General features: G+C 74.7%; 22 protein-coding genes. 5 read left to right on the top strand and 17 right to left on the bottom strand.

Annotated features, from left to right (window positions below):
* Window positions 1-12: 12 nt before the first annotated feature.
* The 4 genes from MT994_RS12205 to MT994_RS12190 all read right to left on the bottom strand — a co-directional run bounded on the left by MT994_RS12205 (window position 13) and on the right by MT994_RS12190 (window position 5,345).
* Complete coding sequence (locus MT994_RS12205; RefSeq protein ID WP_021482148.1) at window positions 13-654, bottom strand: thymidine kinase; 642 nt, start codon at window positions 652-654, stop codon at window positions 13-15.
* Window positions 655-724: 70 nt separating this feature from the next.
* Window positions 725-1,927, bottom strand: coding sequence for a nucleotide pyrophosphatase/phosphodiesterase family protein (locus tag MT994_RS12200; RefSeq protein ID WP_354806468.1), 1,203 nt, complete (start codon window positions 1,925-1,927; stop codon window positions 725-727).
* The gene (locus MT994_RS12195; RefSeq protein ID WP_354806467.1) at window positions 1,924-2,517 is read right to left on the bottom strand and encodes a DUF5998 family protein; all 594 of its coding nucleotides are present in this window, start codon (window positions 2,515-2,517) and stop codon (window positions 1,924-1,926) included. The genes MT994_RS12200 and MT994_RS12195 overlap by 4 nt, the downstream gene beginning before the upstream one ends.
* A gap of 74 nt (window positions 2,518-2,591) precedes the next feature.
* Window positions 2,592-5,345, bottom strand: coding sequence for a GNAT family N-acetyltransferase (locus MT994_RS12190; protein ID WP_354806465.1), 2,754 nt, complete (start codon window positions 5,343-5,345; stop codon window positions 2,592-2,594).
* A gap of 246 nt (window positions 5,346-5,591) precedes the next feature.
* Between MT994_RS12190 and MT994_RS12185 the strand changes: the two genes are divergently transcribed.
* Window positions 5,592-8,042, top strand: coding sequence for a DNA topoisomerase IV subunit A (locus tag MT994_RS12185; RefSeq protein WP_354806463.1), 2,451 nt, complete (start codon window positions 5,592-5,594; stop codon window positions 8,040-8,042).
* 97 nt (window positions 8,043-8,139) lie between these two features.
* Window positions 8,140-9,453 carry a SpoIIE family protein phosphatase gene (locus MT994_RS12180; protein WP_354806462.1) on the top strand — a complete coding sequence of 438 codons (1,314 nt, stop codon included), beginning with the start codon at window positions 8,140-8,142 and terminating at the stop codon, window positions 9,451-9,453.
* A 127-nt stretch (window positions 9,454-9,580) separates the two neighbouring features.
* Here the strand turns inward: MT994_RS12180 and MT994_RS12175 are convergent, their stop codons facing one another.
* From MT994_RS12175 to MT994_RS12120, 12 genes are all read right to left on the bottom strand, one after another.
* Complete coding sequence (locus tag MT994_RS12175; protein ID WP_021481601.1) at window positions 9,581-10,285, bottom strand: lysoplasmalogenase; 705 nt, start codon at window positions 10,283-10,285, stop codon at window positions 9,581-9,583.
* A gap of 202 nt (window positions 10,286-10,487) precedes the next feature.
* Window positions 10,488-10,913: a nitrite reductase (NAD(P)H) small subunit gene (locus MT994_RS12170; RefSeq protein WP_354806460.1), complete on the bottom strand. Its 426-nt coding sequence runs from the start codon at window positions 10,911-10,913 to the stop codon at window positions 10,488-10,490.
* A complete protein-coding gene (gene nirB / locus MT994_RS12165) occupies window positions 10,910-13,465 on the bottom strand; it encodes a nitrite reductase large subunit NirB (RefSeq protein WP_354806694.1) in 2,556 nt (851 codons plus the stop codon). Before nirB ends, MT994_RS12170 begins: the two co-directional genes overlap by 4 nt.
* 299 nt (window positions 13,466-13,764) lie before the next feature.
* Window positions 13,765-15,231, bottom strand: coding sequence for a helix-turn-helix domain-containing protein (locus MT994_RS12160; RefSeq protein ID WP_354806459.1), 1,467 nt, complete (start codon window positions 15,229-15,231; stop codon window positions 13,765-13,767).
* A gap of 174 nt (window positions 15,232-15,405) precedes the next feature.
* Window positions 15,406-15,759 (bottom strand): metal-sulfur cluster assembly factor, encoded by a 354-nt coding sequence (locus MT994_RS12155; RefSeq protein ID WP_021480871.1) that lies wholly within the window; start codon window positions 15,757-15,759, stop codon window positions 15,406-15,408.
* A complete protein-coding gene (gene sufU / locus MT994_RS12150; RefSeq protein WP_354806457.1) occupies window positions 15,756-16,292 on the bottom strand; it encodes a Fe-S cluster assembly sulfur transfer protein SufU in 537 nt (178 codons plus the stop codon). Before sufU ends, MT994_RS12155 begins: the two co-directional genes overlap by 4 nt.
* An 11-nt stretch (window positions 16,293-16,303) precedes the next feature.
* Entirely contained in the window at window positions 16,304-17,620 is a 1,317-nt protein-coding gene (locus tag MT994_RS12145; protein ID WP_354806456.1) for a cysteine desulfurase, read from the bottom strand.
* Between the two features lie 27 nt (window positions 17,621-17,647).
* Entirely contained in the window at window positions 17,648-18,430 is a 783-nt protein-coding gene (gene sufC, locus MT994_RS12140) for a Fe-S cluster assembly ATPase SufC (RefSeq protein ID WP_061268222.1), read from the bottom strand.
* A 66-nt stretch (window positions 18,431-18,496) separates the two neighbouring features.
* Window positions 18,497-18,841, bottom strand: a complete 345-nt coding sequence (locus tag MT994_RS12135) for a non-heme iron oxygenase ferredoxin subunit (protein WP_021480875.1) — start codon at window positions 18,839-18,841, stop codon at window positions 18,497-18,499.
* Window positions 18,838-20,094 (bottom strand): Fe-S cluster assembly protein SufD, encoded by a 1,257-nt coding sequence (sufD, locus tag MT994_RS12130; protein ID WP_114552665.1) that lies wholly within the window; start codon window positions 20,092-20,094, stop codon window positions 18,838-18,840. The genes MT994_RS12135 and sufD overlap by 4 nt, the downstream gene beginning before the upstream one ends.
* A gap of 1 nt (window position 20,095) precedes the next feature.
* Window positions 20,096-21,556, bottom strand: a complete 1,461-nt coding sequence (gene sufB / locus MT994_RS12125) for a Fe-S cluster assembly protein SufB (protein ID WP_074805987.1) — start codon at window positions 21,554-21,556, stop codon at window positions 20,096-20,098.
* Between the two features lie 95 nt (window positions 21,557-21,651).
* On the bottom strand, window positions 21,652-22,440 hold the full coding sequence (locus MT994_RS12120) for a crosslink repair DNA glycosylase YcaQ family protein (protein WP_354806454.1): 789 nt from the start codon (window positions 22,438-22,440) through the stop codon (window positions 21,652-21,654).
* A 205-nt stretch (window positions 22,441-22,645) separates the two neighbouring features.
* Here MT994_RS12120 and MT994_RS12115 point away from each other — a divergent pair, with 205 nt between their 5' ends.
* The 3 genes from MT994_RS12115 to MT994_RS12105 all read left to right on the top strand — a co-directional run bounded on the left by MT994_RS12115 (window position 22,646) and on the right by MT994_RS12105 (window position 25,424).
* Window positions 22,646-23,602 carry an ABC transporter ATP-binding protein gene (locus tag MT994_RS12115; RefSeq protein WP_076404970.1) on the top strand — a complete coding sequence of 319 codons (957 nt, stop codon included), beginning with the start codon at window positions 22,646-22,648 and terminating at the stop codon, window positions 23,600-23,602.
* Window positions 23,603-23,712: 110 nt separating this feature from the next.
* The gene (locus MT994_RS12110) at window positions 23,713-24,402 is read left to right on the top strand and encodes an ABC transporter permease (RefSeq protein ID WP_240696619.1); all 690 of its coding nucleotides are present in this window, start codon (window positions 23,713-23,715) and stop codon (window positions 24,400-24,402) included.
* Between the two features lie 155 nt (window positions 24,403-24,557).
* Window positions 24,558-25,424 (top strand): COX15/CtaA family protein, encoded by an 867-nt coding sequence (locus MT994_RS12105; RefSeq protein ID WP_233140080.1) that lies wholly within the window; start codon window positions 24,558-24,560, stop codon window positions 25,422-25,424.
* 49 nt (window positions 25,425-25,473) lie between these two features.
* Here MT994_RS12105 and MT994_RS12100 read toward each other — a convergent pair whose 3' ends face one another.
* Entirely contained in the window at window positions 25,474-26,463 is a 990-nt protein-coding gene (locus MT994_RS12100) for a patatin-like phospholipase family protein (protein WP_354806453.1), read from the bottom strand.
* Between the last annotated feature and the right edge of the window lie 239 nt (window positions 26,464-26,702).

Genomic DNA, 26,702 nt, shown 5'->3' with positions numbered 1-26,702 from the left:
GCGCGCGGCGCGTCAGCGCGGCAGGTCGAGCGGCAGGCCGTCCTCCGTCGCGTGCCGGCGAGCGACCGCCGTCGTCATGCGCCGCATGTGGTGGCGCCGGCAGAGCACCTCGTAGCCGATCTCCCCCGAGCCGGCCCGGACGTCCCCGACGACGACCTGGTCGCCCTCGACGACCATGCGCCCGTCCACCGTGCGCGCGTTGTGCGTGGCGCGCCGCCCGCACCAGCACAGCGACTCGACCTGGAGGACCTCGACCCGGTCCGCGAGCTCGATGAGGCGTGCGGAGCCCGGGAACAGGCGCGTGCGGAAGTCGGCCGTGATGCCGAACGCGAAGACGTCGATCTCCGTCTCGTCGACGAGGCGCGCGAGCTGCTCGACCTGCGCCGGGGAGTAGAACTGCGCCTCGTCGCACACCAGGTAGTCCACGGGCACCGGCTCGGCGGTGACGAGCGACCAGAAGTCGGTGTCGTCGTGGACCTCGCGCGCGACGACCTCGAGACCGAGGCGCGAGGAGAGGCGGTCAGACCCGGCGCGGTCGTCGCGCGAGAAGATCAGCCCGCGGCGGCCGCGCGCGGCGTGGTTGTGGTCGAGCTGGAGCGCCAGGGTGGACTTGCCGCAGTCCATGGTCCCGGAGAAGAAGACGAGCTCTGCCATCGGCGGTCCTCCGCGAGGTCGGTCGGTGCGTCCGCGCCGGGTGGCTCCGGCGCGACGGGACGCGGTCGGGTCAGGTGGCCGCGACGAGCAGCGGCACGCGCATCTCGCGCTCGGTGAGCGAGCCGTGCACGCCCACGAGCGTGAGCGACGCGGGCGTCTGGGTGCGCGAGTCGACGACGGTCGCCCGCCCCCGCAGCGCGACCATCACGTCACCGGCGGAGGCGACGGCCTCGGGCCGAGGGTCGGGCCCGAGGAATCCCCGGGCGAGCATCTCGTCCCGCTCCAGCACGAGCGCGTCGTCGCCGAGGACGTCGCGCCAGCGCGCGGCGACGGCCGCCGTCTGGCCGGGCTCGGTGTACACGTGGACCGCGCGCGGCTCGCCGCCGACGAGCTCGACGCCGCGGGCGAGCGCGGGGTCGGTCGCGACGTCGCGGCGCAGCGCCGGGTCGACGTCGACCATGCCGTGGTCCGCGGTGACGAGCACGAGCGTGCCGCGCGGCACCGACCGCACGAGGCGCGCGAGCTCGCGGTCGAGCGCCTCGAGCTCGTCGCCCCACTGCCACGACGCGCTGCCGTGGTGGTGGCCCGCCTTGTCCACCTCGCCCCAGTAGAGGTAGACGAGACCGGGCCGGGACAGCGCGCGGACGGCCGCGTCGACGCGCCCCGCCAGCGGCTCGGCGGCCGCGTACGTGCCGCCCCGCAGCGCGGCGACCGTCATGCCCGACCCGGCGAACCGGGCGGGGCCGGTGGACGTCACCGCGACGCCCGCCCCGGCCAGGCGCGCGAGCACCGGCTCCTCGCGCTGGAGCTCGGCGGGCGCGGGCGCGCCCTCCCACGACACCATGTTGGCGAGGCCGCGCGTCACCGGGTTGCGCTGCGTGTACCCGAGCATGCCCGTGCGGCCCGGCGCGGTGCCCGTGCCGAACGCGCCGATCGCGGCGGCGGTCGTGCTGGGGAACGTCGAGGTGAGGGGCCGCGCGTCGGGCAGGAGCGAGCGCAGGAACGGGGCGTGCCCCGCGCGCTCGGCGAGATTGAGGTGGCCGAGGCCGTCGACCAGCACGACGCACACGCGCTCGGCGCGCGGCAGGTCGAGGGCGCCGCGCGCCGTCTCGCTCGCGAGCCCCGTGGCGGTCGTCAGCCCGACGCCGAGCGCGCCCGCGGCGGCGGGCAGGACGGCCGCGAGGCCGCGCGTCCCGTACTCCGGCGCGAGCAGGCCCGGAGGGAGCGCCGGGTCGAAGACCGGGGCCGACGCGCCCGCGGGTGCCTCGCTCACCGGGCGCTGTGCCGAGTGGTCGAGCGCGACAGGGCCCGCGCGAAGTCCACTGCGGCCCGGACGGCGTCGCGGCCCTCCGCCTCGGCGCTCACGCGGACGACGACGTCGTCGGGCGTGATCTGACCGGTGAGCCCGTGGTCGGCGTCGCACGCGGGGTCGGGGCAGCCGGCGGGCTCGAGGTCGACGCGCGAGACCGCGCCCCAGCCGAGCGCGAGCGTGACCTCGAGCGGCGCGGCGCCCGCACGGTGCTCGTGCGGCTCCGCCACGACGTGCGTGAGCGAGACGGACCGCACCTCGGACAGGGGCACCGCCTCGGTCGTCGCGGCGGCGGAGGCCGACGGGTTCTCGCTGTCCGCCGGGTGGTCGTCGACGTGCGCCGTGACGAGCCGCGTCGGCGTGAGGACGAGCACCGTGAGGTGGCGGCGCACCTCGGTCGCGTCGAACGTCGTCTCCGGGAGCACGAGGTGCGAGACGATCTCCTCCCCCGCGACCGCGAGGTCGAGGACGTCCGCGACGAGCTCCGGGTAGTAGCCGGCGCGGTGGAGCTGGGTCGTCAGGTCGGTCCAGGCGCTGGAGGTAGCAGAGGGCACCCGCGCATTGTCCCATCCGGCGCCGGGCCGGGGCCACCCGCCGTCGGGGGCCCGGGCGGGTCGCGGTCGGCCCGTCAGCCCGGCAGGGCCCGCCGGAGCGCGTCGGCCCGCTGGGCGTCGGCGAGCGTGACGCGCGCGCTGAGGACCGCGGCCCCGTGCTCCGAGACGACGACGGGGTACAGCTCGAGGCTGCGGACCTCGGGCAGGTCGTCCGCGAGCACGGACACGCGCGCCAGGACGTCCTCGAGCGCGGCGGTGGCCACCACGTGCGTGCCCATGTAGCCGAACAGGCGCGGCGCGGCCCGCACCGAGCGGACCATCGCCGCGACGTCGACGTCGGTCAGGGGCGGCACGCCGTACGCGACGTCGCCGAGGAGGTCGACGGCGTCGCCCGCGAGCCCGAACGAGACGACGGGCCCGAAGAGCTGGTCCTCGGTCGAGCGGACCACGCACGCGACCCCGGCGTCGGCCATCGCCTGGACCTCGAACGGCTCGTCCGCGGCGCCCGGCAGCACGGCCGCGAGCGCCTCGCGCATCTGCGCGAAGTCCGTGCGCAGCTCGGTCTCGTCCGCGATGTCCAGCCGCACGCCGCCGAGGTCGGCCCGGTGCCGCAGGCCTGCCGCGGTGCTCTTGAGCACCACGGGCCAGCCGACCTCGCGCGCCGCCTCGACCGCCTCGTCGGCGGTGCGCACCCGGCGCGCGGGCCAGACCCGCACGCCGTAGCACGCGAGCAGCTCCGCCGTCGTCGTCGGGTCGAGGTCGACGGCGTCCTGACCGGCGAGCGCCTCCTCGACGAGCGCGCGCGCCCGCACCGGGTCGACGCCGGCCGGCCGCACGGGCGTGCCGTGGTCGGCCTCGCGCCAGCGCGCGTAGCGCACGACCGCGCCGAGCGCGGCGACGGCGTCCTCCGGCGTCGAGTAGGCGGGGACGCGCACGGGGGCCGCCCCGCTCTGCGCCCCCGGGGCCGGGGCCGAGAGCTCGTCGGTGAGGCCGTGCAGGCCGAGCATGCTCGCCACGGTCGTGCGGCCCGTGCGGGCGGCCGCGTCCGCGACGGCGCGCGAGACGTCCGCGCGCCGGGGCCCGACGACCGGGACCTGCACCACGACGACGACGTCGCACGCGTCGGGCGCGTAGAGCGCGTCGACCGTGGCGGCGAGCTCGTCGGCGGACGCGTCCTCGGGCAGGAAGTCCGAGCGCGCGACGACGAGCCCCGCCGAGGAGGACGCCTCGGCGACGAGCGCGGCGAGCGACGCGGAGCTCGCGAGGATGCCGACGCGGCGCCCGGCCGGGAGCGGCTGGTGCGCGAGGAGCTGGGCGATGTCGATCATGTGGTGCGTGTTCTCGGCGCGGATGACGCCGGACTGCCGCAGCATCTCCTCGAGCGTCCGCCGCGGCGCTCGCGTCGAGCGGACCGCGTGCCCCGGCGGCACGACGTGCCCCGAGCGCCCGGCCGTGACCACGACGACGGGCTTGACCGACGCGAGGCGGCGCGCGATGCGCGAGAACTTGCGCGGGTTGCCGATGGACTCGAGGTAGAGGCACACGACCTGCGTCGTGGCGTCGTCCTGCCAGTACTGCATGAGGTCGTTGCCCGAGACGTCCGCGCGGTGCCCGGCGGACAGGAACGACGACACGCCCAGGCCGCGCCGCGCCGTCGTCGCGAGGAGCGTCACGGCCATGGGGGCGGACTGGCTGAACAGGCCCACCACGCCGGGGGCCGGCAGGTCGTGGGCGAGGGTCGCGGCGAGCGCCGGGCGGTCGGGCGCGTCGCCCGTGCGCAGCAGCCCGTAGCTCGCGGGCCCGACGACGCGCAGGCCCGCCGTGTGCGCGACGCGCAGGAGCTCGCGCTGCAGCGCGAGCCCGTCCGGGCCCGTCTCGGCGAAGCCGGCCGACAGCACGACGACGCCGCGCACCTCGAGGCGCGCGAGCCGGCGGACGGCGTCGATCGCCGCGGGCGGGGGCAGCGCGACGACGGCGAGGTCGACGGGACCGGGCACGTCGGCGAGGGTCGCGGACCACCGCTCCTCCTCCGGCCCGCGCGCGGCCCCCACGACGTGGACCGTCACGTCGCTGCGCTCGAGCGCGGCGAGCGCGCGCTGCGCGAGCAGGCGGTCGAGGGCCTCGCCGTCGTGCTCCGCGCGCGCGTCGGCCGGGGCGTCGGGGCCCACGAGCACGACGCTCGTGGCGCCCAGCAGCCCCTGCATGCTCCGGGCCTCCGCGCGGTGCTCGCGGTCGGCCATGACGGCCCGGGACCGCTCCGTGGGGTCGAGGTCGACGCTGACCTGGACGAAGCCGTCGTCCATCTGCTGGCGCACGTCGTACCCCGCCTCGCGGAACACCGCGAGCATCTTGCCGTTCTGGGGCAGCACCTCGGCCGTGAAGCGGCGCACGCCGCGCTCGCGCGCCGCCGCGGCGACGTGCTCCAGCAGCACGGAGCCCAGGCCCCGGCCCTGCGCGGAGTCCGCGATGTTGAAGGCGACCTCCGCCTCGGCGGGGCCGGTGCGGTCGAACCGCGCGACCCCGATGATGTCCTCGCCGCCGTCCCCGGGGGCGCCGTCGCGCGGGCGCACCGCGACGAGCGCGACGCGGTCCACGTGGTCGACGCGCGTGAAGCGCTCGAGGTCGCGCTCGGACAGCCGCTCCATGGGCGCGAAGAACCGCAGGTAGGTGGAGCGCTCGGACTGGCCGATGTGGAAGCGCTGGAGCGCGTCGGCGTCCTCGGGGCGGATGGGGCGCACGTGCGTGGTGGTCCCGTCGCGCAGCACGACGTCGGCCTCCCACTCCACCGGGTACCGGTCCGGGTCCCGCCCCGGCGCGCCGTCGTCCACGACCCCAGGCTATGCGGTCGCGCGCGCGGTGCGCCTGCGCCACCCCGGCCCGAGCCGGGAGGACAATGGTCCCGGCAGGCGGTGCCGGCACGTGCCGTGGCAGGCGCCGTGGCGCCGCGTGTCGGACCCGTGGCGTACCCTCGCGTGCGGCACGAACCCGCAGCACCCCGGCCGGCCCAGCACCGGCCACGACGGCACAGACCCCGCGCCACCGCGGCGCACCGAACGGCAGGAGCCCGCAGGCCCATGGCGCGCAAGTCCTCGACCCCCTCGATCGACCCGGCCGAGGTGAACGAGAAGATCGTCGACGTCGACGTCCAGGCGGAGATGGAGACGTCGTTCCTCGAGTACGCCTACTCCGTCATCTACTCGCGCGCCCTGCCCGACGCGCGGGACGGCCTCAAGCCCGTCCAGCGCCGCATCCTCTACATGATGGCCGACATGGGGCTGCGCCCCGACCGCGCCCACGTGAAGTCGGCGCGCGTCGTCGGCGAGGTCATGGGCAAGCTGCACCCGCACGGCGACGCCGCGATCTACGACGCGCTCGTGCGCCTCTCCCAGGACTTCTCGCTCCGGCTGCCGCTGGTCGACGGGCACGGTAACTTCGGCACGCTCGACGACGGCCCCGCCGCCTCCCGGTACACCGAGGCGCGTCTCGCGCCGCCGTCGCTCGCGATGACGGCAGGGCTCGACGAGGACGTCGTCGACTTCGTGCCGAACTACGACAACAAGCTCCAGCAGCCCGAGGTCCTGCCCGCCGCGATCCCCAACCTGCTGGTCAACGGCGCGTCGGGCATCGCGGTCGGCATGGCGACCAACATGGCGCCGCACAACCTCGTCGAGGTCGTCGCCGCGGCACGCCACCTCGTCGCGCACCCGGATGCCGACCTCGAGGCGCTCATGCGGTTCGTGCCCGGCCCGGACCTGCCGACGGGCGGCAAGATCGTCGGCCTCGACGGCGTCCGCGACGCCTACCGCACGGGCCGCGGGACGTTCCGCACGCGCGCCACGGCACGCGTCGAGAACCTCACGCCGCGCCGCAAGGGCATCGTCATCACCGAGCTGCCCTACCTCGTCGGCCCGGAGAAGGTGATCGAGAAGATCGCCGAGGGCGTCAAGACGAAGAAGATCCAGGGCATCACGGCCGCGACCGACCTCACGGACCGCGAGCACGGGCTGCGCATCGTCGTCGAGGTGAAGACGGGCTTCAACCCCGAGGCGGTGCTGGAGCAGCTCTACAAGTTCACGCCGCTCGAGGACTCGTTCGGCATGAACAACGTCGCGCTCGTCGACGGCCAGCCGCGCACGCTCGGCCTGCGCGAGATGCTCACGGTCTGGGTGAACCACCGGATCGACGTGGTCCGCCGTCGCTCGGCCTACCGCCTGCGCAAGCGGTCCGAGCGGCTGCACCTCGTGGACGGCCTCCTCGTCGCGATCGTCGACATCGACGAGGTGATCCAGGTGATCCGCTCGTCCGACGACACCGCGACCGCCCGCGGGCGCCTCCAGACGGTGTTCGACCTGTCCGAGCCGCAGGCGGAGTACATCCTCGAGCTCCAGCTGCGCCGCCTCACCAAGTTCTCGCGCATCGAGCTCGAGAAGGAGCAGGAGACGCTGCGCCGCGAGATCGAGGAGCTCCAGGAGATCCTCGGCAGCGACGCACGGCTGCGCGCCGTGGTGTCGGGCGAGATGGCCGACGTCGCCAAGACGTACGGCACCCCGCGCCGCACGGTCCTGCTGGAGTCCGCGGGCGCGGCGCCGACGACGACCGCGGCCGTCCCGCTCGAGGTCGCCGACACCACGTGCTGGGCGCTGTTCTCCGCGACCGGGCTCCTCGCGCGCACGAGCGACGAGACGGAGCCCGCGCGCTCGGGGCCGCGCGCCGCGCACGACGTGCTGCGCGCCGCCGTCCGCACGACCGCGCGCGGCGAGGTCGGCCTCGTCACGAGCCGGGGCCGCATGCTGCGCGTGTCCGTGCTCGACCTGCCCGCCCTCCCGCCGACGGACAACGCGCCGAGCCTGTCGGGCGGCGTCCCGCTCAGCGAGGTCGTCGCGCTCGAGCCGGGCGAGGACGCGGTGACCATCGCGTCGCTCGACCCCGACGCTCCCCCGCTCGCGCTCGGCACCGCGCAGGGCGTCGTCAAGCGTGTCACGCCGGGCGACGTCCCGGGCAACCGCGACGAGTGGGAGGTCATCGGGCTCAAGGACGGCGACACCGTCGTGGGCGCGGCGCCCGCGACGGACGCCGACGAGCTCGTGTTCGTCTCCAGCGACGCGTCCCTGCTGCACTTCGACGCGTCGGCCGTGCGGCCCCAGGGCCGCCCGGCCGGCGGCATGGCCGGCATCCGGCTCGCCGACGGCCAGCGGGTCGCGTTCTTCGGCGTCGTCCCGGCCGACGTGCGCGACCTCGGCGTCGTCGTCACCGTCGCCGGGTCGTCCGACGCGCTCCCCGGGACCCAGACCGGCGCCGGCAAGGTGACCCCGTACGAGCTCTACCCCGGCAAGGGCCGCGGGACCGGCGGCGTCCGCGCGCACCGGTTCCTCAAGGGCGAGGACGCGCTCATCCTCGCGTGGGTCGGGCAGGGTCCGGCGCGCGCGACGGGGTCGGGCGGGCAGTCGGTCGACCTGCCCCCGGTCGACCAGCGCCGCGACGGGTCGGGCACGCCGCTCGCGTCCCCGGTCACGGCCGTCGGGTAGCGCTCGACCCTCGCGCCCGGTCCGCGTCGTGCGCCGGGCGGGATGCCCCACGCGCGCCCGCCCTTGCGAGTGCACGGGATCGGGGCAGGCTCGAGGTGTGGCAGAGAACGAAGGGGGCGGCGTCCGCACGCCCTCGGACGTGGACGGGGCCGCCGGCCCCGTCGACTACCACGCCGTCTTCTCGGTCCTCACGGCGCCCAAGGCGGTGCTCGCGCCCGACCTGACCATCCTCGACGCCAACGAGTCCCTCCTGCGCACCATCGGCGCGCCCGCGAGCGCCGTCGTCGGGCGCCACTACCTCGACGTCTTCCCCGTCCAGGGGCCGGACGGGAGTGCCGTCGACCGGGTCGTGCTGTCGCTCGAGCGCGTCGCGCGGACGGGACGTCTCGAGATGATCGGCCCGCACCGGTACGACCTGCGCGGTCCCGGTGGCGGGTGGTCCGAGCGCTGGTGGCTCACGACGAACCTCCCCGTGCTCGACGCCGCGGGCCGGGTCACGGCCGTCGTCCACCGCGCGGAGGACGTGACGTCCGTCGTGCAGGCCGGCGGGACGACGGCGCCCGAGCCCCCGTCCGGCCCCGCGGACCCCACCGCGCTCTCGGTCGTCGACCAGGCCCTGCTGCTCGGGTCGTCCGTCGACCGGTACGCGGACGTGATCACGCGCGAGCGCAGCGCGTCGCTCGCCCTCCAGGACTCCGTGCTCACGCCTCCCCCGCGCATCCCCGGCCTGACGATCGACGTGCGGTACCGGCCGGCGGTGCCGGAGGTCCACGTCGGCGGCGACTGGTACGACGCGTTCGTCCACCCCGACGGCGAGGCGACCGTCGTCGTGGGCGACGTGACGGGGCACGACGTCGCCGCCGCCGCCCACATGGCCCACCTGCGCGGCGTGCTGCGCTCGGTCGCGTTCGCGACGGACGCCGGGCCAGCCGAGGCGCTCGACGCCGCCGAGCGCACCGCGGAAGGGCTCGGGCTCCAGGCGCTGTCCACCGTCGCCGTCGCGCGCATCGGCACCCCTGGCCTGACGGGGCGGCGCGCCGTGTGCTGGGCGAGCGCCGGGCACGTCCCGCCCGTCGTGCGTCGCGCCGACGGGACCGCGCACCTGCTCACCGCACGCCCCTCGCCGATGCTCGGCGTCGGGCTCGGCGGCCCGCGCGCCGAGCACGAGACGTCGCTCGACCCGGGCGACACGCTCCTGCTCTACACCGACGGGCTCGTCGAGCGGCGGGACCGGTCATTGCGGGACGTGCTCGACGAGCTGCCGGCCCGCGTCGAGGCGCTCGGCGCTGTGCCGCCCGACGCGCTCCTCGACGCCCTCCTCGCCGAGCTCGTACCGCTCGGCTCGCAGGACGACGTCGCGCTCGTCATGGTGCACGTCGACGACGAGCGCACGGCCGCGGGTGGCACCTAACCCTGTGCTGCCCGAGCCCGGCCGGAGCAGGACTCCTCGCCGTGCACGCCACTCGTGGGCCTGCGCGCTCCACCCGTCGTGGACCCGTCGAGGGGGACGTCGCCCGAGGGGTGTCCGTGCGCGAGCGTCACGTCGACACCCGCGCGCGGTGACCTTCCGCGTCGACGACCGGTAGCCCGCGCTCACGGCGCAGCACGCCGAACACGAGCAGCACCTGGCCGACGACGTAGGTGAGCATGACCCAGAAGCCGTGCCCGGGCAGGTCGTACCCCGGGGCGAAGGCGTTCAGCGCGATGAGCGCGTCCGACAGGAGGAAGACCGCACCGCCGACCGCGGCGAGCCGGTCGATGCCCGTCGCGACCACGGCCATCGTCACGAGGCACACGCCGTAGACGACGACGGGGACGAGCAGCGACCCGGCGTCGGGCGCGCACGCGACGACGAGCGCGAGCAGAGCGAGCCCGTACGGCACGAGCGCGAGCGGGCGGCGCAGGACGGAGCCCGCACGGTAGGGCCAGAACGCGATCGTGTACGTGATCTGGGCGCAGAGGAAGAACCCGACCATGACTAGGAAGGCGGTGTCGCCGTCGGCGAGGTCGGGCGCGGTGTCGCCGAGCCACGAGAAGCCCAGCGCCACGAGCGTGAGCCGGACGAGCCGCGAGCGCCGGCCCGGGCCGGCGGCGGCGTGGCGCCGCGTGGCGAACCACAAGCAGCCCGCCAGGACCGGCATGAGGAACCACTGCGACGTGTCGGCGAGGGTCTCGGCACCGAGGAGGTGGGCGGCGAGATGGACGAGGGTGAGCAGGGCGAGCGCGCCCCACGCGACGATCATGGGCGAGGAGACTCCTTCGGTCGTGCACCGGCGTCCTTGCCGGCGGTGGCCGATCCTAGCGCCTGGGACCGGGGCGAATGATCTCGTGGGGCACCCCGGTGCGCGTGAGCATGGGCGATGACCTCGCCCGTGCGGTGGACCACGGCGGGCACGCCGACCTCCTGCGCGCGCGGATCGACGGCAGGACGGGCCAGCAGGGCCATCAGCCGACGACGGCCCTGCCGCTCACGTCGTCGCGCGTCCCGCCTTCCTCGCGCATCGAGGTCGCGACGTCCGCGACGAGGACGCGCCCGTCGCGCACCTCGGCCGCGAAGACCGCCAGCGGCCTGCGGTCCTTGCCCCCGGCGTCGAGCACCTCGCCGGTGTCGACGTCCCAGACCTGCTTGAGCATCGGGGTGGTCACGGTGTCGACGTCGCGCTCCGTGCCGTCGTCGAGCGTGACGCGGTGCGTGCCGACGAGGCCGCGCGACATCACGTTGGCGCCGGAGTACGGGTCCCGCTGCTGGACGGCGCGCACGGTGCCGTCGGCGAGCCGGAAGACGGCGATCTGGGTCCTGCCCAGGAGGGCCCCGACCCCGCGCTCGGGCTCGAGGTCGTCGAGCGCGCAGATGTCGACGAACGTGCTCATCGGACGTCCTCCAGCTCGGCGCGGGCGGCGACGAGCGCGACGTCGCGCGCCGCGCGGGGGTCCGGGTAGGCGACGGCGTCGGTCTCGTCGGCGGGACGGACCTGCCCGCGTTCGGGGACGAACGCGAGGTCGCCGTCGACCGCCTCCGGCGCGTTGACGAACGGAGTGAACTTGCGCAGCTTCGCCGGGTCCGCGAGCGTCGCGCTCCACTCGTCCTCGTAGTCGCGCACGTGCTCGGCCATCGCCGCCTCGAGCTCGTCGGCGATCCCGAGCGAGTCCTCGACGACGACGCGGCGCAGCTCCTCGAGCCCGCCCGCGCGCTCCGCGACCCAGGGCGCCGTGCGCTGGAGACGGTCGGCCTCCTGGACGTAGAGCATGAGGAACCGGTCGACGTAGCGGACCAGGGTCTCGTCGTCGAGGTCCTCGGCGAGGAGCTGGGCGTGGGCCGGCTGGGCTCCGCCGTTCCCGCCGACGTAGAGGTTCCACCCCTTGTGGGTCGCGATGATGCCGACGTCCTTGCCACGGGCCTCGGCGCACTCGCGCGCGCACCCGGAGACGCCGAACTTGATCTTGTGCGGCGAGCGCAGGCCGCGGTAGCGCAGCTCGAGCCGCACCGCCATGGCCGACGAGTCCTGCACGCCGAACCGGCACCACGTACGCCCGACGCACGTCTTCACGGTGCGCAGCGACTTCCCGTACGCGTGCCCGGACTCGAACCCCACGGCCGTCAGGCGCCGCCAGATCTCCGGGAGCTGGTCGAGGCGCGCGCCGAACATCGCGAGCCGCTGGCCGCCGGTCACGCGCACGTAGAGCCCGAACTCGTCGGCGACCTTCGCGAACTCCAGGAGCTGGTCCGCACGCACCTCGCCCCCGGGCATCCGCGGGATCACCGAGTAGGTGCCGTTCTTCTGCAGGTTCGCCATGACGTGGTCGTTGGTGTCCTGGAGCGCGGCCTGCTCGCCCTCGAGGACGTGCCCGCGGCGCAGCGTCGAGAGGATCGACGCGACCGTCGGGCGGCAGACGGCGCAGCCGCGGCCCGTCCCGTGCGCCGCGACGATCTCGGAGAACGTGCGCAGCCCTTCCTCCCGCACGATGCGGTACAACGCCGCCCGGGACATCGCGAAGTGCTCGCACAGCGCTTCCGAGACGGTGACGCCCGCCCGGGACAGCTCGCCGTTCAGCAGCTTGGTGAGCGCCGGGACGCACGACCCGCACACCGTGCCCGCCGTCGTGCAGTCCTTGACCTGCCCGATCGTCCGGCAACCGTGCTCGGTCACCGCAGCCCGGACCGTCCCGGCGTCGACGTTGTTGCACGAGCACACGACGGCCTCGTCGGGCAGCTCGGTCTCGGCCAGGCCCTCGCCGTCGGGCGCGATCACAGCCGCGGGGTCGGCGCCGAGCGGACGGCCCAGGAGCGGACGCAGCGCCGAGTAGAGCTCGATGTCGCCGACGAACACGCCGCCCAGCAGCGTCGTCGCGTCGTCCGAGAGCACGAGCTTGCGGTACCGGCGGTGGATCGGGTCGACGAACGACACCTCGAGCGCGCCCGCGCTCACCGCGTTGACGTCGCCGAACGATGCCGCCTCGACGCCCACGCCCTTGAGCTTGGTGCCGTCGTCGTTGCGCCGGTGCACGCGCTCGCCGCCGAGGAAGCGGTCGACGACGACGTCGGCCATGTCGTTCCCGGGCGCGACCAGCCCCGCGCACGCGCCGTCGACCGACGCGCACTCGCCGATCGCCCACACGCCCGGGTCGGAGGTCTGGCACGCCTCGCCGACGACGACGCCGCCGCGTTCGCCGATCGCCAGGCCCGCCTCGCGCGCCACCCTGTCGCGCGGCCGGATGCCCACGGAGAAGACGACGACGTCGGTCGCCAGCTCGGAGCCGTCCGTGAGCTCGACCGAGCCCACGGACCCGTCGCCCGCAGGCAGGAACCGGTGCGCTCCGGCACCTGTGCGAACCGTGACGCCGAGGTCCTCGATGAGCAGCCGCAGCATCTCGCCGCCGCCCTGGTCGAGCTGGACGCTCATGAGCCGGTCGGCGAACTCCACGACCGTGGCCTCCGCGCCCAGCCGCTGGAGCGCTGCCGCCGCCTCGAGGCCCAGCACGCCACCGCCCACGACGACGCCGCGCACCGCCCGACCCAGCGCCCGCTCGCGCAGGCGCACCCACTCGGCGAGCCGCTCGACGTCGTCCAGCGTGCGGTAGGTGAACAGGCCCGGCAGGTCCGTGCCCTCCGCGCGCGGCGTCCACGCCCACGAGCCCGTCGCGAGCACGGCGCGGTCGTAGTGGACCTGGCGCCCCGACCGTGTCGTCACGACGCTCGCCGTGCGGTCGAGCGACGCGACCGCGTCCCCGGTGACGAGCGTGACGCGCGGGTCCCCCCACACCGCGCGGTCCAGGGTGAGGGCCTCCACGTCACGGGCGTCGAACCACTCGGACAGGTGCACGCGGTCGTACGGCTCGTGCGGCTCGTCACCGATCACGGTGACGGACCAGGCGCCCTCGGGGTCGCGCGAGCGCAGGCTCGCGACGAGACGGTGGGCCGTCATGCCGGCGCCGACGACGACGATCCGATCGCCGTCCAGAGGGCCGTCGTGGGGCGAGGGCTGAGAGAGGGAGGCCACGGGGAGCACTTTCGAGAGGCGGGGCTGCGTCGAGGCCCCGACCCGGGTGCGACCGGTGCCTGCCCCGACCCTAGGCGACGCGGTCCGACCACAGCCGCCCCCGGGACCAAGGTCCTCGGTACCCACGGCGAAAGCCACCCGCCGGCCATACGTGCGGTGGGGACGGCACGACGCCACGCCCCGGACGGGACGCGGCGTCGTGGCGCCGATCGTTCGGCGGGGGCTCAGGCGTTCGCGAGCTCGCGGGCCTCGTCGGCCAGCTGGTCCTCGTAACGACGCACGACGCGGCTCACGGTCGACCGCGACGCCGAGACCCGCTGGGCGATCTCGCGCTGGTTGAGGCCCTCGCGCGCGAGCTCGACGATGCGCCGGTCGCGCTCGGCGGTCGGGTCCTCGCCGAGCGTCGCCTCGACGTCGTCCGCCGTCGTCACCTCCACGTCCTGCGGCCGCGGGAGGTCGAAGACCTCCACGCGGCGCGTGTGGCCCGTCACGGCCGGGGGCTCCGGAGCCGACGACGTCTGCGCCTCCTCCTCGGGGACGGGCTGCTCCCACGGGAGGGGCCGCGTGCGCCCGAAGATCTCCTTCACCCGCGCCTCGAGGTCCGGCAGGGCCTCGAACGCGGGCTCGGCGGCGCGCGCCTCCTGCGCGGTCTCCGCGTCGGGAACCTCGGCAGCCGCCTCGGCGGCGGGGAGCTCGCGGGTCACCTCGCGCACCGGCAGGTCGGACGACGGCGCGGCGTCCGACGCGACGTCGTCGGACACGTCAGCGTCGGGCGTCACGGCGTCGACCGGCTCGACCGCCGGGAGAGCCTCGACCGCATCGGACTCGTCACCGCTCGCGGGCCGGGAGGCGAGCGGAGCCGGGCCGCTCGTCGCGGCGGACACTGCCGCCCCGACGGCCACGACCGCGGGCGCCTCGGCGGGCGCGGGCGCCTCGGGCATCGCAGCGCCGGCCCTGCCCCGCGCGGTGCCGCGCTTCGCGGAGCTCGCTCCGATGAGGTCGAGCCGGTTGCCGTGCCGCTCCGCGGCCTCCAGACGGTCGACCCAGACCTGCATGCGGCGCTCGAAGTCCTCGACGGTCAGCAGCTTGAGCGCGGCGTCACGGGCGGCGCGCTGGCGCTCGTGCGCGGCGCGGACCTTGCGCAGGTCCGCCGGCGAGCCAGCGCTGTCGGCGCGCGCGTCGCGCCACTGCTCCAGGGCCGACACGTACCCGTGGACGCGCAGCTCACGACGGCGCTCCTCGAGCGTGTGGCCCGTGACCATGTGCCGCTCCCCCACGAGGGCGAGGTGCCACATGAGCGCGGCGACCAGCGGCGGCACGAACCGGAACACCACCATGTACGGGGTGCTCGCCGTCGGGACGGCGATCTCGTGGAGAGCGGCGAACAGGCCCGACGTTCCCGAGAGCACCCACGTGAGCGCGAGGAGCACGCCGTAGGGCCGCCCCTCCAGCGCGGCGTTGCGTGCCATGAGCGCCACGGCGACGAGGCTGATCTCGAGGAAGCCCGCGAGCCCGTACGCCTCGAGCGGCGACATGTGCGCCACCTCGAGACCGAACAGGACCATGCCGCTGTACGCCAGGGCGGTGGCGATCGTCGCCGCGATGACCACCGCCACCATCGGGAGGTGCCGGCCGCGATAGCGCACCTGCCGCGGGGAACCGCCCGCGCCGGTCTGGTCCTGCTGTGTCACGTCGTCCTCCGAAAAGTGGTGTGGGCGCACATATCCCAACACTCAGGACGATCCGCGTCAACGTACCGGAAGGGGCGAACCGCGGCCGGGCGCGAACGGCACCGCACGACCTGCCGGGAACAGCACGACGCCGCGCCCCCGGACGGGGACGCGGCGTCGGTCGCAGCGGTGGTCTCAGACGTTGAAGCCGAGCGCGCGGAGCTGCTCCTTGCCGTCGTCGGTGATCTTCTCCGGGCCCCACGGCGGCATCCAGACCCAGTTGACGCGGAAGCCGTCGACGAGGCCTTCGAGCGCCTGCGCGGACTGGTCCTCGATGACGTCGGTCAGCGGGCACGCCGCGGACGTGAGCGTCATGTCGATGACGGCGTGGTTGTTCTGGTCGATCTGGATGCCGTAGACGAGGCCGAGGTCGACGACGTTGATGCCGAGCTCGGGGTCGATGACGTCGCGCATCGCCTCCTCGACGTCCGCGACGTTCGGCGGGCTCGGCGTGGCGCCCTCGGCGGGCGCGCCGGTCTCGGTGGTCATCGGTTCTCCTCCGTCGTTCCCCGCGCGGCGAGCGCCGCGTCGGAAGCCAGTGCGGTCGATGCGTCGCCCAGCGGGCTCAGGGCGCCCGAGGTGACGAGCGAGTCGCGCAGCGCGGCCCAGCCGAGCAGGGCGCACTTGATCCGTGCAGGGTAGCGCGAGACGCCCGTGAACACCGTGGCGTCACCGAGCTCGTCCTCCGCGGCCTCGTCGAGGCCCTTGCCCCGCGAGCCCATGAGCTCGCGGAACACGTCGCCGAGGTGCTCGGCCTCCGCGGCGGGGCGCCCCGTCACGAGGTCGGTGAGCACGGACAGGGACGCCTGCGAGATGCTGCAGCCCTGCCCCTCCCAGCTCACGCGGTCGATGGTGCCGTCGGCGAGCTCGACGCGCAGCGTCACCTCGTCGCCGCACGTGGGATTCACCTGGTGCGACTGGCCGCTCGTCGCGCCGTCCGCCACCTCGACCAGGCCCCGGCCGTGCGGGGTCTTGGCGTGGTCGAGGATGACCTGCTGGTACATCTGCTCGATCGAGCTCATCGGGTCCTCTCTCAGTCCACCGAGAAGAACGCGCGCACCCCGGCCAATGCTTCCCGGAACGCGTCGACGTCTTCGCGTGTGGTGTACACCGACGCGGACGCGCGCGCGGTCGCGGCGATCCCGAAGCGGCGGTGCAGGGGCTGGGCGCAGTGGTGACCGACGCGCACGGCGATGCCCGCGTCGTCGAGCACCTGGCCGACGTCGTGCGCGTGCACGCCGTCCACGACGAACGACACGACGGCGAGCCGGTCGGCCGGCTCGCGCGGGCCGATGATGCGCACGCCGGGGATCTCCCCGATGCGCAGCAGCTCCGCGGCGAGCTCGTGCTCGTGCGCGGCGACACCGTCCATGCCGAGCTCGTGCAGGTACTTCGCGGCGGCGCCGAACCCGACGACCTGTGCGACGGGCTGGGTGCCCGCCTCGAACCGCTGCGGCGGCGCCATGTACGACGACTCGGTCATCGTGACGACCTCGATCATCGACCCGCCGGTCGTCACGGGCGGCAGCGCCTCGAGCAGCTCGCGCCGCCCGTACAGCACGCCCACGCCCGTGGGCCCGAGCATCTTGTGCGCCGAGAACGCGGCGAAGTCGACGCCGAGCGCGGGCAGGTCGACCGGCAGGTGCGGCACGGACTGGCACGCGTCGAGCACCGTGAGCGCCCCGACCTCGCGCGCCCGGGCCACGATCGGCTCGACCGGCGTCACCGCGCCGGTCACGTTCGACACGTGCGTGAAGGCCACGACGCGGGTGCGCTCGGTGATGACGGTCGCCGCGTCCTCGACACGCACGCGGCCGTCGTCGTCCACCTCGAACCAGCGCAGGACGGCCCCGGTGCGGGCCGCGAGCTCCTGCCACGGGACGATGTTCGCGTGGTGCTCCGCCTCGGTGACGACGATCTCGTCGCCCGGCGCGAGCGCGAAGCGGCGGGCCGCCTCTCCCCCGCGGCCGAGCGTCGCGTTCGAGATCCCGTACGCGACGAGGTTGATCGCGGCCGTCGCGCCGGACGTCCAGACGATCTCGCCCGGGCGCGCGCCGACGAACGCCGCGACGTCGTCCCGGGCGTCCTCGAACGCCTCGGTCGCCTCCTCGGCGAGCTGGTGCGCGCCGCGGTGCACGGCCGCGTTGCGCTCCTCGTAGAAGTCGACCTCGGTGTCGAGGACGACCTGCGGCTTCTGCGACGTCGCCGCGGAGTCGAGGTAGACGAGCGGACGACCACCGCGCACGGTGCGCTCGAGCAGCGGGAAGTCCGCCCGCACGGCGGCGAGCTCGACGTCGGTCAGGCGCGCCGGACCGGCGTGCTGCCCTGCGGGGTGCGCGGTGGTCGTCATGGTCGTCTCCTCAGGTGGTGCGAGCGCTCAGGCCGAGGCGGCCGAGGCGGACTCGACCGCGCCGGAGAGGTAACGGTCGTAGCCCTCCTCCTCCAGGCGCTCGGCGAGCTCCGGGCCGCCCTCCTCCGCGACCTTGCCGTCGACGAAGACGTGGACGAAGTCCGGCTTGATGTAGCGCAGGATGCGCGTGTAGTGCGTGATGAGGAGGATGCCCGCGTCGGTCTCGCCGTGGACGCGGTTCACGCCCTCGGAGACGATGCGCAGCGCGTCGACGTCGAGACCCGAGTCGGTCTCGTCGAGGACGGCGAACTTCGGCTGGAGGAGCTCCATCTGGAGGATCTCGTGGCGCTTCTTCTCACCGCCGGAGAAGCCCTCGTTGACCGAGCGCTCGGCGAACGAGTCGTCCATGCGCAGTCGCTCCATGGCGCCCTTGACGTCCTTGACCCAGTGGCGCAGCGCGGGGGCCTCGCCGTCGATCGCGGTCTTCGCGGTGCGCAGGAAGTTGGACACGGAGACGCCGGGGACCTCGACCGGGTACTGCATGGCGAGGAACAGGCCCGCGCGGGCGCGCTCGTCGACGCTCATGGCGAGGACGTCCTCGCCGTCGAGCGTCACGGTGCCGCCGGTGACCTGGTACTTGGGGTGGCCGGCGATCGAATAGGCGAGCGTGGACTTGCCCGAGCCGTTCGGGCCCATGATGGCGTGGACCTCGCCGCTGGCGATCGTCAGGTCGACGCCGCGCAGGATCGGCTTCGGCCCTTCCTTGGTCTCGACGCTGACGTGCAGGTCGCGGATCTCGAGAGTGGACATCAGTGGTTCTCCAAGAGGTTCTTGAGCTGGGGGGCGCGCGCGGCGCGCCGGGTCAGAAGAGGCGGTTCAGGTGGGAGCGACGACACGGTCGACGTCGACGAGCACCTGCTCGCCGTCGACCGTCACCGGGTAGACCGGCACGGGCCGCATCGCAGGCAGTGCCGTCGGCATGCCGGTCCGCAGGTCGAACTGCGAGCCGTGCAGCCAGCACTCGACGAAGCAGCCCTCGACCTCCCCGTCGGACAGGGACACGGCCCCGTGCGAGCAGATGTCGGAGATCGCGTGCCACCCGCCGTCGCCGTCGCGCACGACCGCGACCTCGACGACGCGCCCGTCCTCGGCCGGGAGCTCGACGCGCAGCGCCTCCTCCGGGCCGAGGTCGGACGTCGTGCAGGCGGGCTGTGCGGTCACGCCGTCGCCTCGGCGGGCTCGGCGCTCCCGTCGATGATCGACATGGACTTGCTCAGCTCGCGCTCGATCGCCTCGAGCAGGCGCTCCTCGACCGACGCGACGCCGATCTCCTGGATGAGCTCGGCGAAGAAGCCGCGGACGACGAGGCGGCGCGCCTCGACCTCCGGGATGCCACGAGCCTGCAGGTAGAAGAGCTGCTCGTCGTCGAAGCGGCCGGTCGCGGACGCGTGCCCCGCGCCCTCGATCTCGCCCGTCTCGATCTCGAGGTTCGGCACGGAGTCCGCGCGCGCGCCGTCCGTGAGGACGAGGTTGCGGTTGAGCTCGTAGGTGTCGGTGCCCTCGGCCTCGGCCCGGATGAGCACGTCCCCGACCCACACGGCGTGCGCGCCCTCGCCCTGCAGCGCGCCCTTGTACGTCACGCGGGACTTGCAGCGCGGGACGGCATGGTCGACGAACAGGCGGTGCTCCTGGTGCTGGTCCGCGTCGGCGAAGTAGAGGCCCACCATCTCGACCTCGCCGCCCTCGGCCGTGAACTCCGCGTCCGGGGTGACGCGCACGACGTCGCCGCCGAGCGTGACGACCACGTGCTTGAGGCGCGCGTCGCGCCCGATCCGCGCGCGGTGCGACGACGCGTGCACGGCGCCGTCGGCCCAGTCCTGGACGGACACGACGGTGAGGTGCGCGCCGTCCTCGACGACGATCTCGACCGTCTCGTTGAGCGTCGCGGCGCCCACGTGGTCGAGCACGACGACGGCCTCGGAGTGCCGCTCGGCGCGCACGAGGACGTGGCTCGCCGTCGGCGTGGAGCCGTGGCCCTCGATGCGGACCGAGGTGACGTCGGAGGCGACGGCCTCCTTCGGCACCGTGACGACCGTGGCCTGCTCGAAGGCGTTCCACGCCGTCACGGCCGTGCGGTCGCCGGGCTTGCCGGCGGTGCCGAGGCGCTCGTCGTCACGGCCGACGATCGTGACCTCGACCTCGGGCGCCTCGACGACCGTGACGCGCACGTCGCCGCCGCCGCTCTGCCCGACGATCTTGTCGTCGAACAGGGGCGCGAGGCGCGCCACGGGCGAGAAGCGCCACTCCTCCTCGCGCCCGGAGGGCACGGGGATGTCGGCGAGGTCGAACGACGTGAGCCGCTCGGCGCGCGAGCCCTGGGGCACGACGACGCCGTGGGAGTGCGCCCCGTCGGCCTGCGCGCGCGAGTGGTCGGTGGTCAGACCGGCCTCTTCGGGAACGGTGGTGGTGGTCATATCAGCCGACGGACCCTTCCATCTGCAGCTCGATGAGGCGGTTGAGCTCGAGCGCGTACTCCATGGGCAGCTCGCGCGCGATGGGCTCGACGAACCCGCGCACGATCATGGCCATCGCCTCGGTCTCCTCCATGCCTCGGGACATGAGGTAGAACAGCTGGTCCTCGCTCACCCGCGAGACCGTCGCCTCGTGCCCCATGGACACGTCGTCCTCGCGGACGTCGACGTACGGGTAGGTGTCGGACCGGGAGATCTGGTCGACGAGCAGCGCGTCGCACAGCACGGTCGAGGCCGAGTGCGAGGCGCCCTCGAGCACCTGGACCAGGCCGCGGTAGGACGTGCGGCCACCGCCGCGCGCGACCGACTTCGAGACGATCGACGACGACGTGTGGGGCGCCGCGTGGACCATCTTGGCCCCGGCGTCCTGGTGCTGGCCCTCGCCCGCGAACGCGATCGACAGCGTCTCGCCGCGCGCGTGCTCGCCGAGCAGGTAGATCGCCGGGTACTTCATGGTGACCTTGGAGCCGATGTTGCCGTCGACCCACTCCATCGTCGCGCCCTCGGCCGCGGTCGCCCGCTTGGTCACGAGGTTGTAGACGTTGTTCGACCAGTTCTGGATCGTCGTGTAGCGCACGCGGGCGTTCTTCTTCACGACGATCTCGACGACCGCGGAGTGCAGCGAGTCCGACGAGTAGATCGGCGCGGTGCAGCCCTCGACGTAGTGCACGTACGAGCCCTCGTCCGCGATGATCAGCGTCCGCTCGAACTGGCCCATGTTCTCCGTGTTGATGCGGAAGTAGGCCTGCAGCGGGATCTCGACGTGCACGCCCGGCGGCACGTAGACGAACGACCCGCCCGACCACACGGCCGAGTTGAGCGCGGCGAACTTGTTGTCGCCCGACGGGATGACGGTGCCGAAGTACTCCTGGAAGATCTCCGGGTGCTCGCGCAGCGCGGTGTCCGTGTCGAGGAAGATGACGCCCTGGCGCTCGAGCTCTTCGTTGATCTGGTGGTAGACCACCTCGGACTCGTACTGCGCGGCGACGCCCGCGACGAGGCGCTGCTTCTCCGCCTCGGGGATGCCGAGCTTGTCGTACGTCTCCTTGATGTCCTCGGGCAGGTCGTCCCACGTGGCGGCTTGCTTCTCCGTGGAGCGCACGAAGTACTTGATGTTGTCGAAGTCGATGCCGGTGAGGTCGGAGCCCCAGCTCGGCATGGGCTTCTTGCCGAACAGGCGCAGTGCCTTGAGGCGCTGGTTCAGCATCCACTCGGGCTCGTTCTTGAGCCGGGAGATGTTGCGCACGACGTCCTCGTTGAGGCCGCGCTGCGCGATCTGGCCCGCCTCGTCGGAGTCGTGCCAGCCGTACTCGTAGGCGCCGATCGAGGCGATGATCTCGTCGTCGGTCTGCTTCTCACCGGTCGGCAGGGCCGTGCCGGCGGCGTCCTGGGTGGGAGCGCTCATGGTCGTCCTTCCACTGTCCGTCGTTGCGGGCGGGGGGCAGTCGGTACAGGTTCTTCGGGGGAGGTCGTGCGGGCGGGGCGGGGCGCCCCTCGGGGTCAGGTCTCGCCCGACGACGGGCGCCCCCGCGCCCGGACGTCGTGGGCCAGGGCGGCTCGCGCCACCCGCGGTGCGGGGGCCGGGACGGAGATCCCGACCGGCACGTTCGTGGTGCACGCGTGCGCGCCCGTCGCGAGGGTCGCGAGGCGCTGCACGTGCGAGCCGAGGAGCTTGGCGAAGACCTGGGCCTCCGCCTCGCACAGCTGCGGGAACTCCTCGGCGACGTGCTGGACCGGGCAGTGCCCCTGGCACAGCTGGACGGCGGAGGTGCCCGGCACGGGGCGCACGCTCGCGGCGTAGCCGTCGTCGGCGAGCGCGGCGGCGAGCTGGGCGGCGCGGCCCTCGACGTCCGGCGCGTCGAGCCGGTCCGCGTAGCGGTCGGCGAGCTCGGACAGCCGGTCCTGGGCGAAGCGCTCGACGGCGCCCGGTCCCGCGACGTCGCGCAGGTAGCGCAGCGCCTGCGCGGCGAGGTCGGCGTAGGTGCCGCTGAGCTCGCCCTGGCCGGCCGACGTCGTCACGTACCGCCGCGCGGGGCGGCCGCGCATCCCGGTGGGGTGCCCGGCGTCGTGCACGGCGACGAGGTCGTCCTCCTCGAGGAGGGCGAGGTGGCGGCGCACCGCGGCGGGCGTGAGGCCCAGCGTCGCAGCGAGGTCGGCCGCGCTGACGGGGCCCGCGCTCGCGACGAGCTCGAGCACGCGCTCGCGCGTGCGCCGGTCGACGTCGGCAGCGGGCGCGCCGGAGGGGGCGCCGGTACGCAGCGCGTCCGGTCGGACGGCTCCTGCTCCCATGCTCACCTCCGTGGTCGGTCGGGGGCACGCCTGCGCGCGCAGCGCCCTCGATATAGACAACATGGTTGTTCCCTAATTGTTCCGGCGCAAGCAAGGCGACCCTCAGACGGGGCCCTGACACGGCGGATGTGGCGTACGCGACACCCCGCGCGACCAGGGCGGGCGCGGGTCGGCGGGCGCGCGCGCTCCCCCTAGAATCGGCCGGGTGCCCGCCCCCGCCGTGCTCGTGCACGACCTCGTCAAGCGCTACGACGGTCGTGCCGTCGTCGACGGCGTGTCCCTCACCGCCGAGCGTGGCGCGATCACCGCGGTGCTCGGCCCCAACGGCGCAGGCAAGACGACGACCGTCGAGTGCTGCGAGGGCCTGCGCTCCCCCGACGCCGGGCGCGTCGAGGTGCTCGGGCTGCACCCGCTGACCGACGCGCGCGAGCTGCGTCCCCGCGTGGGCGTCATGCTCCAGGACGGCGGGCTGCCGACGGGCGTGCGCGCGCTGGAGATGCTGCGGCACGTCGCGTCGATGTACGCCCGGCCGCGCGACGTCGGCGAGCTCACCGAGCGCCTCGGGCTGGAGAGCTTCGCGCGCACGACCGTCCGGCGCCTGTCCGGCGGCCAGCGGCAGCGCCTCGCGCTCGCCGCGGCGATCGTCGGGCGGCCCGAGGTCGTCTTCCTCGACGAGCCGAGCGCGGGCATGGACCCGCAGAGCCGGCACGCCGTGTGGGAGCTCGTGCGCGAGCTGCGGGCCGAGGGGGTCGGGATCGTCCTCACGACGCACCTCATGGACGAGGCGGAGGACCTCGCGGACCAGGTGTACGTCGTCGACCACGGGAAGGTCATCGCGGCGGGCGCGACGCGCGACCTCCTCGAGTCCGGCGCCGACGGCGAGACCGACCGCACGGTCCGCGTCGAGGCGACGGCCGGCCTGGACCTCGGCGGCCTGCGCGACGCGCTCGCCGCGCCCGACGGCGCCCCCGGCCCCGGGTCGTGGACCGTCGCCGAGCCGCAGCCCGGCTCGTACACCCTCACCGGCCCCGCCGACCCGGCGACGCTCGTCGCGCTGACGACGTGGCTCGCCGCGCGCGGCGTCCTCGCGTCGCGCGTCACGGTGGGCCGCCGCACGCTCGAGGACGTGTTCCTCGACCTCACGGGACGGCACCTGCGATGACCGCGAACGAGACGCCGTCGGCCACCGCCGCGGCCCGGGGGTCGGCCGGAACCGAGCTCGCCGCGCCCGCGTGGCGCCGCGTCGCCGCCCAGACGGCGTTCGAGACCCGGATGATCCTGCGCAACGGCGAGCAGCTGCTCGTGACGATCATCCTGCCCGTCATGCTCCTGCTCGGCCTCGTGCTCACGTCCTTCGTCGACCTCGACACGGGCGGTGCGTCGCGCGTCGACTTCGTGACGCCGGGCGTGCTCGCGCTCGCCGTGATGTCGACGGCGTTCACGTCCCAGGCCATCGCGACCGCGTTCGACCGCCGCAACGGCGTGCTGCGCCTCATGTCGACGACCCCCCTCGGCCGGGGCGGCCTGCTCGCGGGCAAGGTGCTGGGCGTGCTCGCGGTCGAGGTCGTGCAGGTCGTCGTCATCACCGCCGTCGCGCTCGCGCTCGGCTGGCAGCCCGACGTCGCGGGGATCCCGGCCGCGCTCCTCGCCGTCCTGCTCGGCACCGCGGCGTTCACGTCGCTCGCGATGCTGCTCGCGGGCACGCTGCGTGCCGAGGGCGTGCTCGCGGTCGCGAACCTCGTGCTCGTGCTCCTCACGGTCGGCGGCGGTGTGCTCGTCCCGGCCGATCAGCTGCCCGGGCCGCTCGCGCACGTCGCCCTGCTGCTCCCGTCGGGCGCGCTCGGCGAGGCGATGCGCGGCGCCCTGCTCGACGGCTCCGTCCCGCCGTTCTCGGTCGTCGTGCTGCTGGGCTGGACCGCCGCGCTCGGTTGGGGCGCGGGCAAGCTCTTCCGCTGGACCTGACCCGCTCCGGGCACATCTCACACCCGCAGGATTCCGGGGCTGCGCGCGCGTCCCGATACCGTGGGACCGTGAGCACCCCGCCCCCCGCGCTCGACCCCGGCACGACCGACCGCCCCGCCGGCGACGGCGTCGCCCGTCCGGACCGGCTCGCGCCGCTGCGCCGCTGGACCCGGCCGGTGCTCGTCGCCAACCTCGTGGCGCAGATCGGCATCATCGTCACCGGCGGCGCCGTCCGGCTGACCGGCTCGGGCCTCGGGTGCTCCACGTGGCCGCAGTGCGAGCCCGGGCAGTTCGCGGCGCGCTTCCACCCGGAGACGACGTACCACCAGTTCGTCGAGTACGGGAACCGCACGCTCACCGGGGTGCTGAGCGTCATCGCGATCGCGGCCCTCGTGCTCGTGTGGACCGACCGCTCGCGCGTCCTGTCCTACCGGCTCCTGGGCGCCGTGCCGCTCCTCGGCGTCGCCGCGCAGGCGGTCATCGGCGGCGTCATCGTGCTGCTGCACCTGCACCCGGGCTGGGTGTCGCTCCACTTCGTGGTCTCGGCAGCGCTCGTGTCCGTCTCGCTGCTGCTGCTGCACCGCTCCGGGGAGGGCGACGGCCCGCCCGTCCCGACGGTCGCGCCGCGCTCGCGCGCGCTCGCGTGGGCGCTGTACGGGCTCACCGCGGTCGTCGTGGTCCTCGGTGTGATCGTCACGGGCGCGGGCCCGCACAGCGGTGACGAGGAGGTCGGGTACCGGTTCGCCGTCGACCCGGCGCTCATGAGCAAGGTCCACGCGTGGGCCGTGTGGGTCTTCGTCGCCGTCCTCGTCGCGTACCTCGTGAGCGTCCGCCGCGGGCCGCAGGAGGTGCGTCGCGCCGGGTGGATCCTGCTCGCCATCACGCTCGCCCAGGGCGCGATCGGCTACGTCCAGTACTTCACGGGCCTGCCCGCGCTGCTCGTGGGCCTGCACATGCTCGGCTCGGCGCTGCTCGTCGCCGGGTCCACGCGCGTCGTCCTCACGACCCGCACGCGCGCCTGACACCGGGGTCCGGCGCGTCGACGGACGACGCGCCGGACCGGGCCCGCGCTCAGCGCCAGAGGCGCGCGACGCGGTCGGCGGCCTCCACGCCCTGGGCGTGTCCCGCGCGGGCGGCGGACGGGCGCAGCGTCAGGTCCATCGCCCGCGGTCCCACGAGCCCCTCGGCGGACCCGTCGGGGACGAGCGTCTCGACTGCGCTGCCCTGCGCGCGCAGCTCCGCGACCTGCGCGTCGAGCTGCATGCCCCACTCCCGCGGCGTGCGCGTCCTGCCGCCCAGCGGCGACAGCACGAGCACGCGGCGGTACCCCGCCGCGACGTCGGCGTTCTCGTTGCGGCGGTACCCGCCGTCGATGAACCGGTCCGGCCCGACGCCGTACGCGAACCCGCCCGCACAGCTCGCCGCGACCGCGTCCACCAGGTCGACCCCGCTGTGCGCGCCGAGGACGACCGGTGCGCCGGTCCGCGCGTCGACCGCGGTGAGGAGAAGCGCGCGGCGCGGCCACGCCATGCTCGGCAGGCGCGGCGCGACCGTCGCCCGCCAGTGCTCCTGCGCGGACGCGTCCGAGGCCGCCGGGAGGTCGAGCGCCGCGGCGCCGAGCCGGCGCCGCATGTCCGCCGCGTCGCGCGACGCGGCGATGAGCGCGGCCGTACGCGCCATCTGGTCCGCCGCCTGGCGCGTCCGCTCCCGGCGGTCGTCGCGCCCGGGAGCCGGTGCGCGCCGCGGCGGGGCTCCGGCGACGACGGCGGCGTAGAGCTCGGCGGGCGTCGCGCCGGCAAGCTGCGCCGCGGTGGTGGCGCCGGCCGACGTCCCGACCGTGAGGTCGGCAGTCGTGACGTCGACCCCGGCGTCGGCGAGACCGGCGACGACGCCGATCAGCCACGCGTTGCCGGTGGACCCGCCGCCCCCGAGCACGAGGGCGCGTTCGCCAGTCGTCGGGGCCGGGACCGGGACCGGGACCGGGACCGGGACTGCCGCCGGGCCGGGGGCCGCGGCGCCTGCTGAGGAGCCGGGTGCAGAAGAAGGTGTGGTGGTGCTCATGGGAGTCGCCTCTCGCGATGGTGCGGCGAGCGCTCCCGGGGACGGCTACGGCCGTCGCGCGATCGTGGGCAGCGAGGGAGCGCCCGGTACGGACACAGGGTTCACGGGGCTCACCTCCTCGGCTCGTTCACGACCGCCGTCGACGCTAGCACGCGCCCCCGAGGACGCCGGCTGCGCGTCGGCGTGACAGCGGCGTGACAGCGGGCCGCGCTCCCGTGACAGCGCGGTGCGAGGCCGCC

Source organism: Cellulosimicrobium sp. MI9406 (genome assembly GCF_040595865.1).
GTDB classification, from domain to species: Bacteria; Actinomycetota; Actinomycetes; order Actinomycetales; family Cellulomonadaceae; genus Cellulosimicrobium; species Cellulosimicrobium funkei.
This window is presented reverse-complemented; position numbering and strand designations above follow the sequence as displayed.

Bases quoted from the DNA above. Each gene is read 5' to 3' on its own strand.
- MT994_RS12205 (WP_021482148.1), bottom strand. From the start codon at position 654: ATGGCAGAGCTCGTCTTCTTCTCCGGGACCATGGACTGCGGCAAGTCC.
- MT994_RS12185 (WP_354806463.1), top strand. From the start codon at position 5,592: ATGGCGCGCAAGTCCTCGACCCCCTCGATCGACCCGGCCGAGGTGAAC.
- MT994_RS12175 (WP_021481601.1), bottom strand. From the start codon at position 10,285: ATGATCGTCGCGTGGGGCGCGCTCGCCCTGCTCACCCTCGTCCATCTC.
- MT994_RS12170 (WP_354806460.1), bottom strand. From the start codon at position 10,913: ATGAGCACGTTCGTCGACATCTGCGCGCTCGACGACCTCGAGCCCGAG.
- nirB (WP_354806694.1), bottom strand. From the start codon at position 13,465: ATGACGGCCCACCGTCTCGTCGCGAGCCTGCGCTCGCGCGACCCCGAG.
- MT994_RS12155 (WP_021480871.1), bottom strand. From the start codon at position 15,759: ATGACCACCGAGACCGGCGCGCCCGCCGAGGGCGCCACGCCGAGCCCG.
- sufU (WP_354806457.1), bottom strand. From the start codon at position 16,292: ATGAGCTCGATCGAGCAGATGTACCAGCAGGTCATCCTCGACCACGCC.
- MT994_RS12145 (WP_354806456.1), bottom strand. From the start codon at position 17,620: ATGACGACCACCGCGCACCCCGCAGGGCAGCACGCCGGTCCGGCGCGC.
- sufC (WP_061268222.1), bottom strand. From the start codon at position 18,430: ATGTCCACTCTCGAGATCCGCGACCTGCACGTCAGCGTCGAGACCAAG.
- sufD (WP_114552665.1), bottom strand. From the start codon at position 20,094: ATGACCACCACCACCGTTCCCGAAGAGGCCGGTCTGACCACCGACCAC.
- sufB (WP_074805987.1), bottom strand. From the start codon at position 21,556: ATGAGCGCTCCCACCCAGGACGCCGCCGGCACGGCCCTGCCGACCGGT.
- MT994_RS12120 (WP_354806454.1), bottom strand. From the start codon at position 22,440: ATGGGAGCAGGAGCCGTCCGACCGGACGCGCTGCGTACCGGCGCCCCC.
- MT994_RS12110 (WP_240696619.1), top strand. From the start codon at position 23,713: ATGATCCTGCGCAACGGCGAGCAGCTGCTCGTGACGATCATCCTGCCC.
- MT994_RS12100 (WP_354806453.1), bottom strand. From the start codon at position 26,463: ATGAGCACCACCACACCTTCTTCTGCACCCGGCTCCTCAGCAGGCGCC.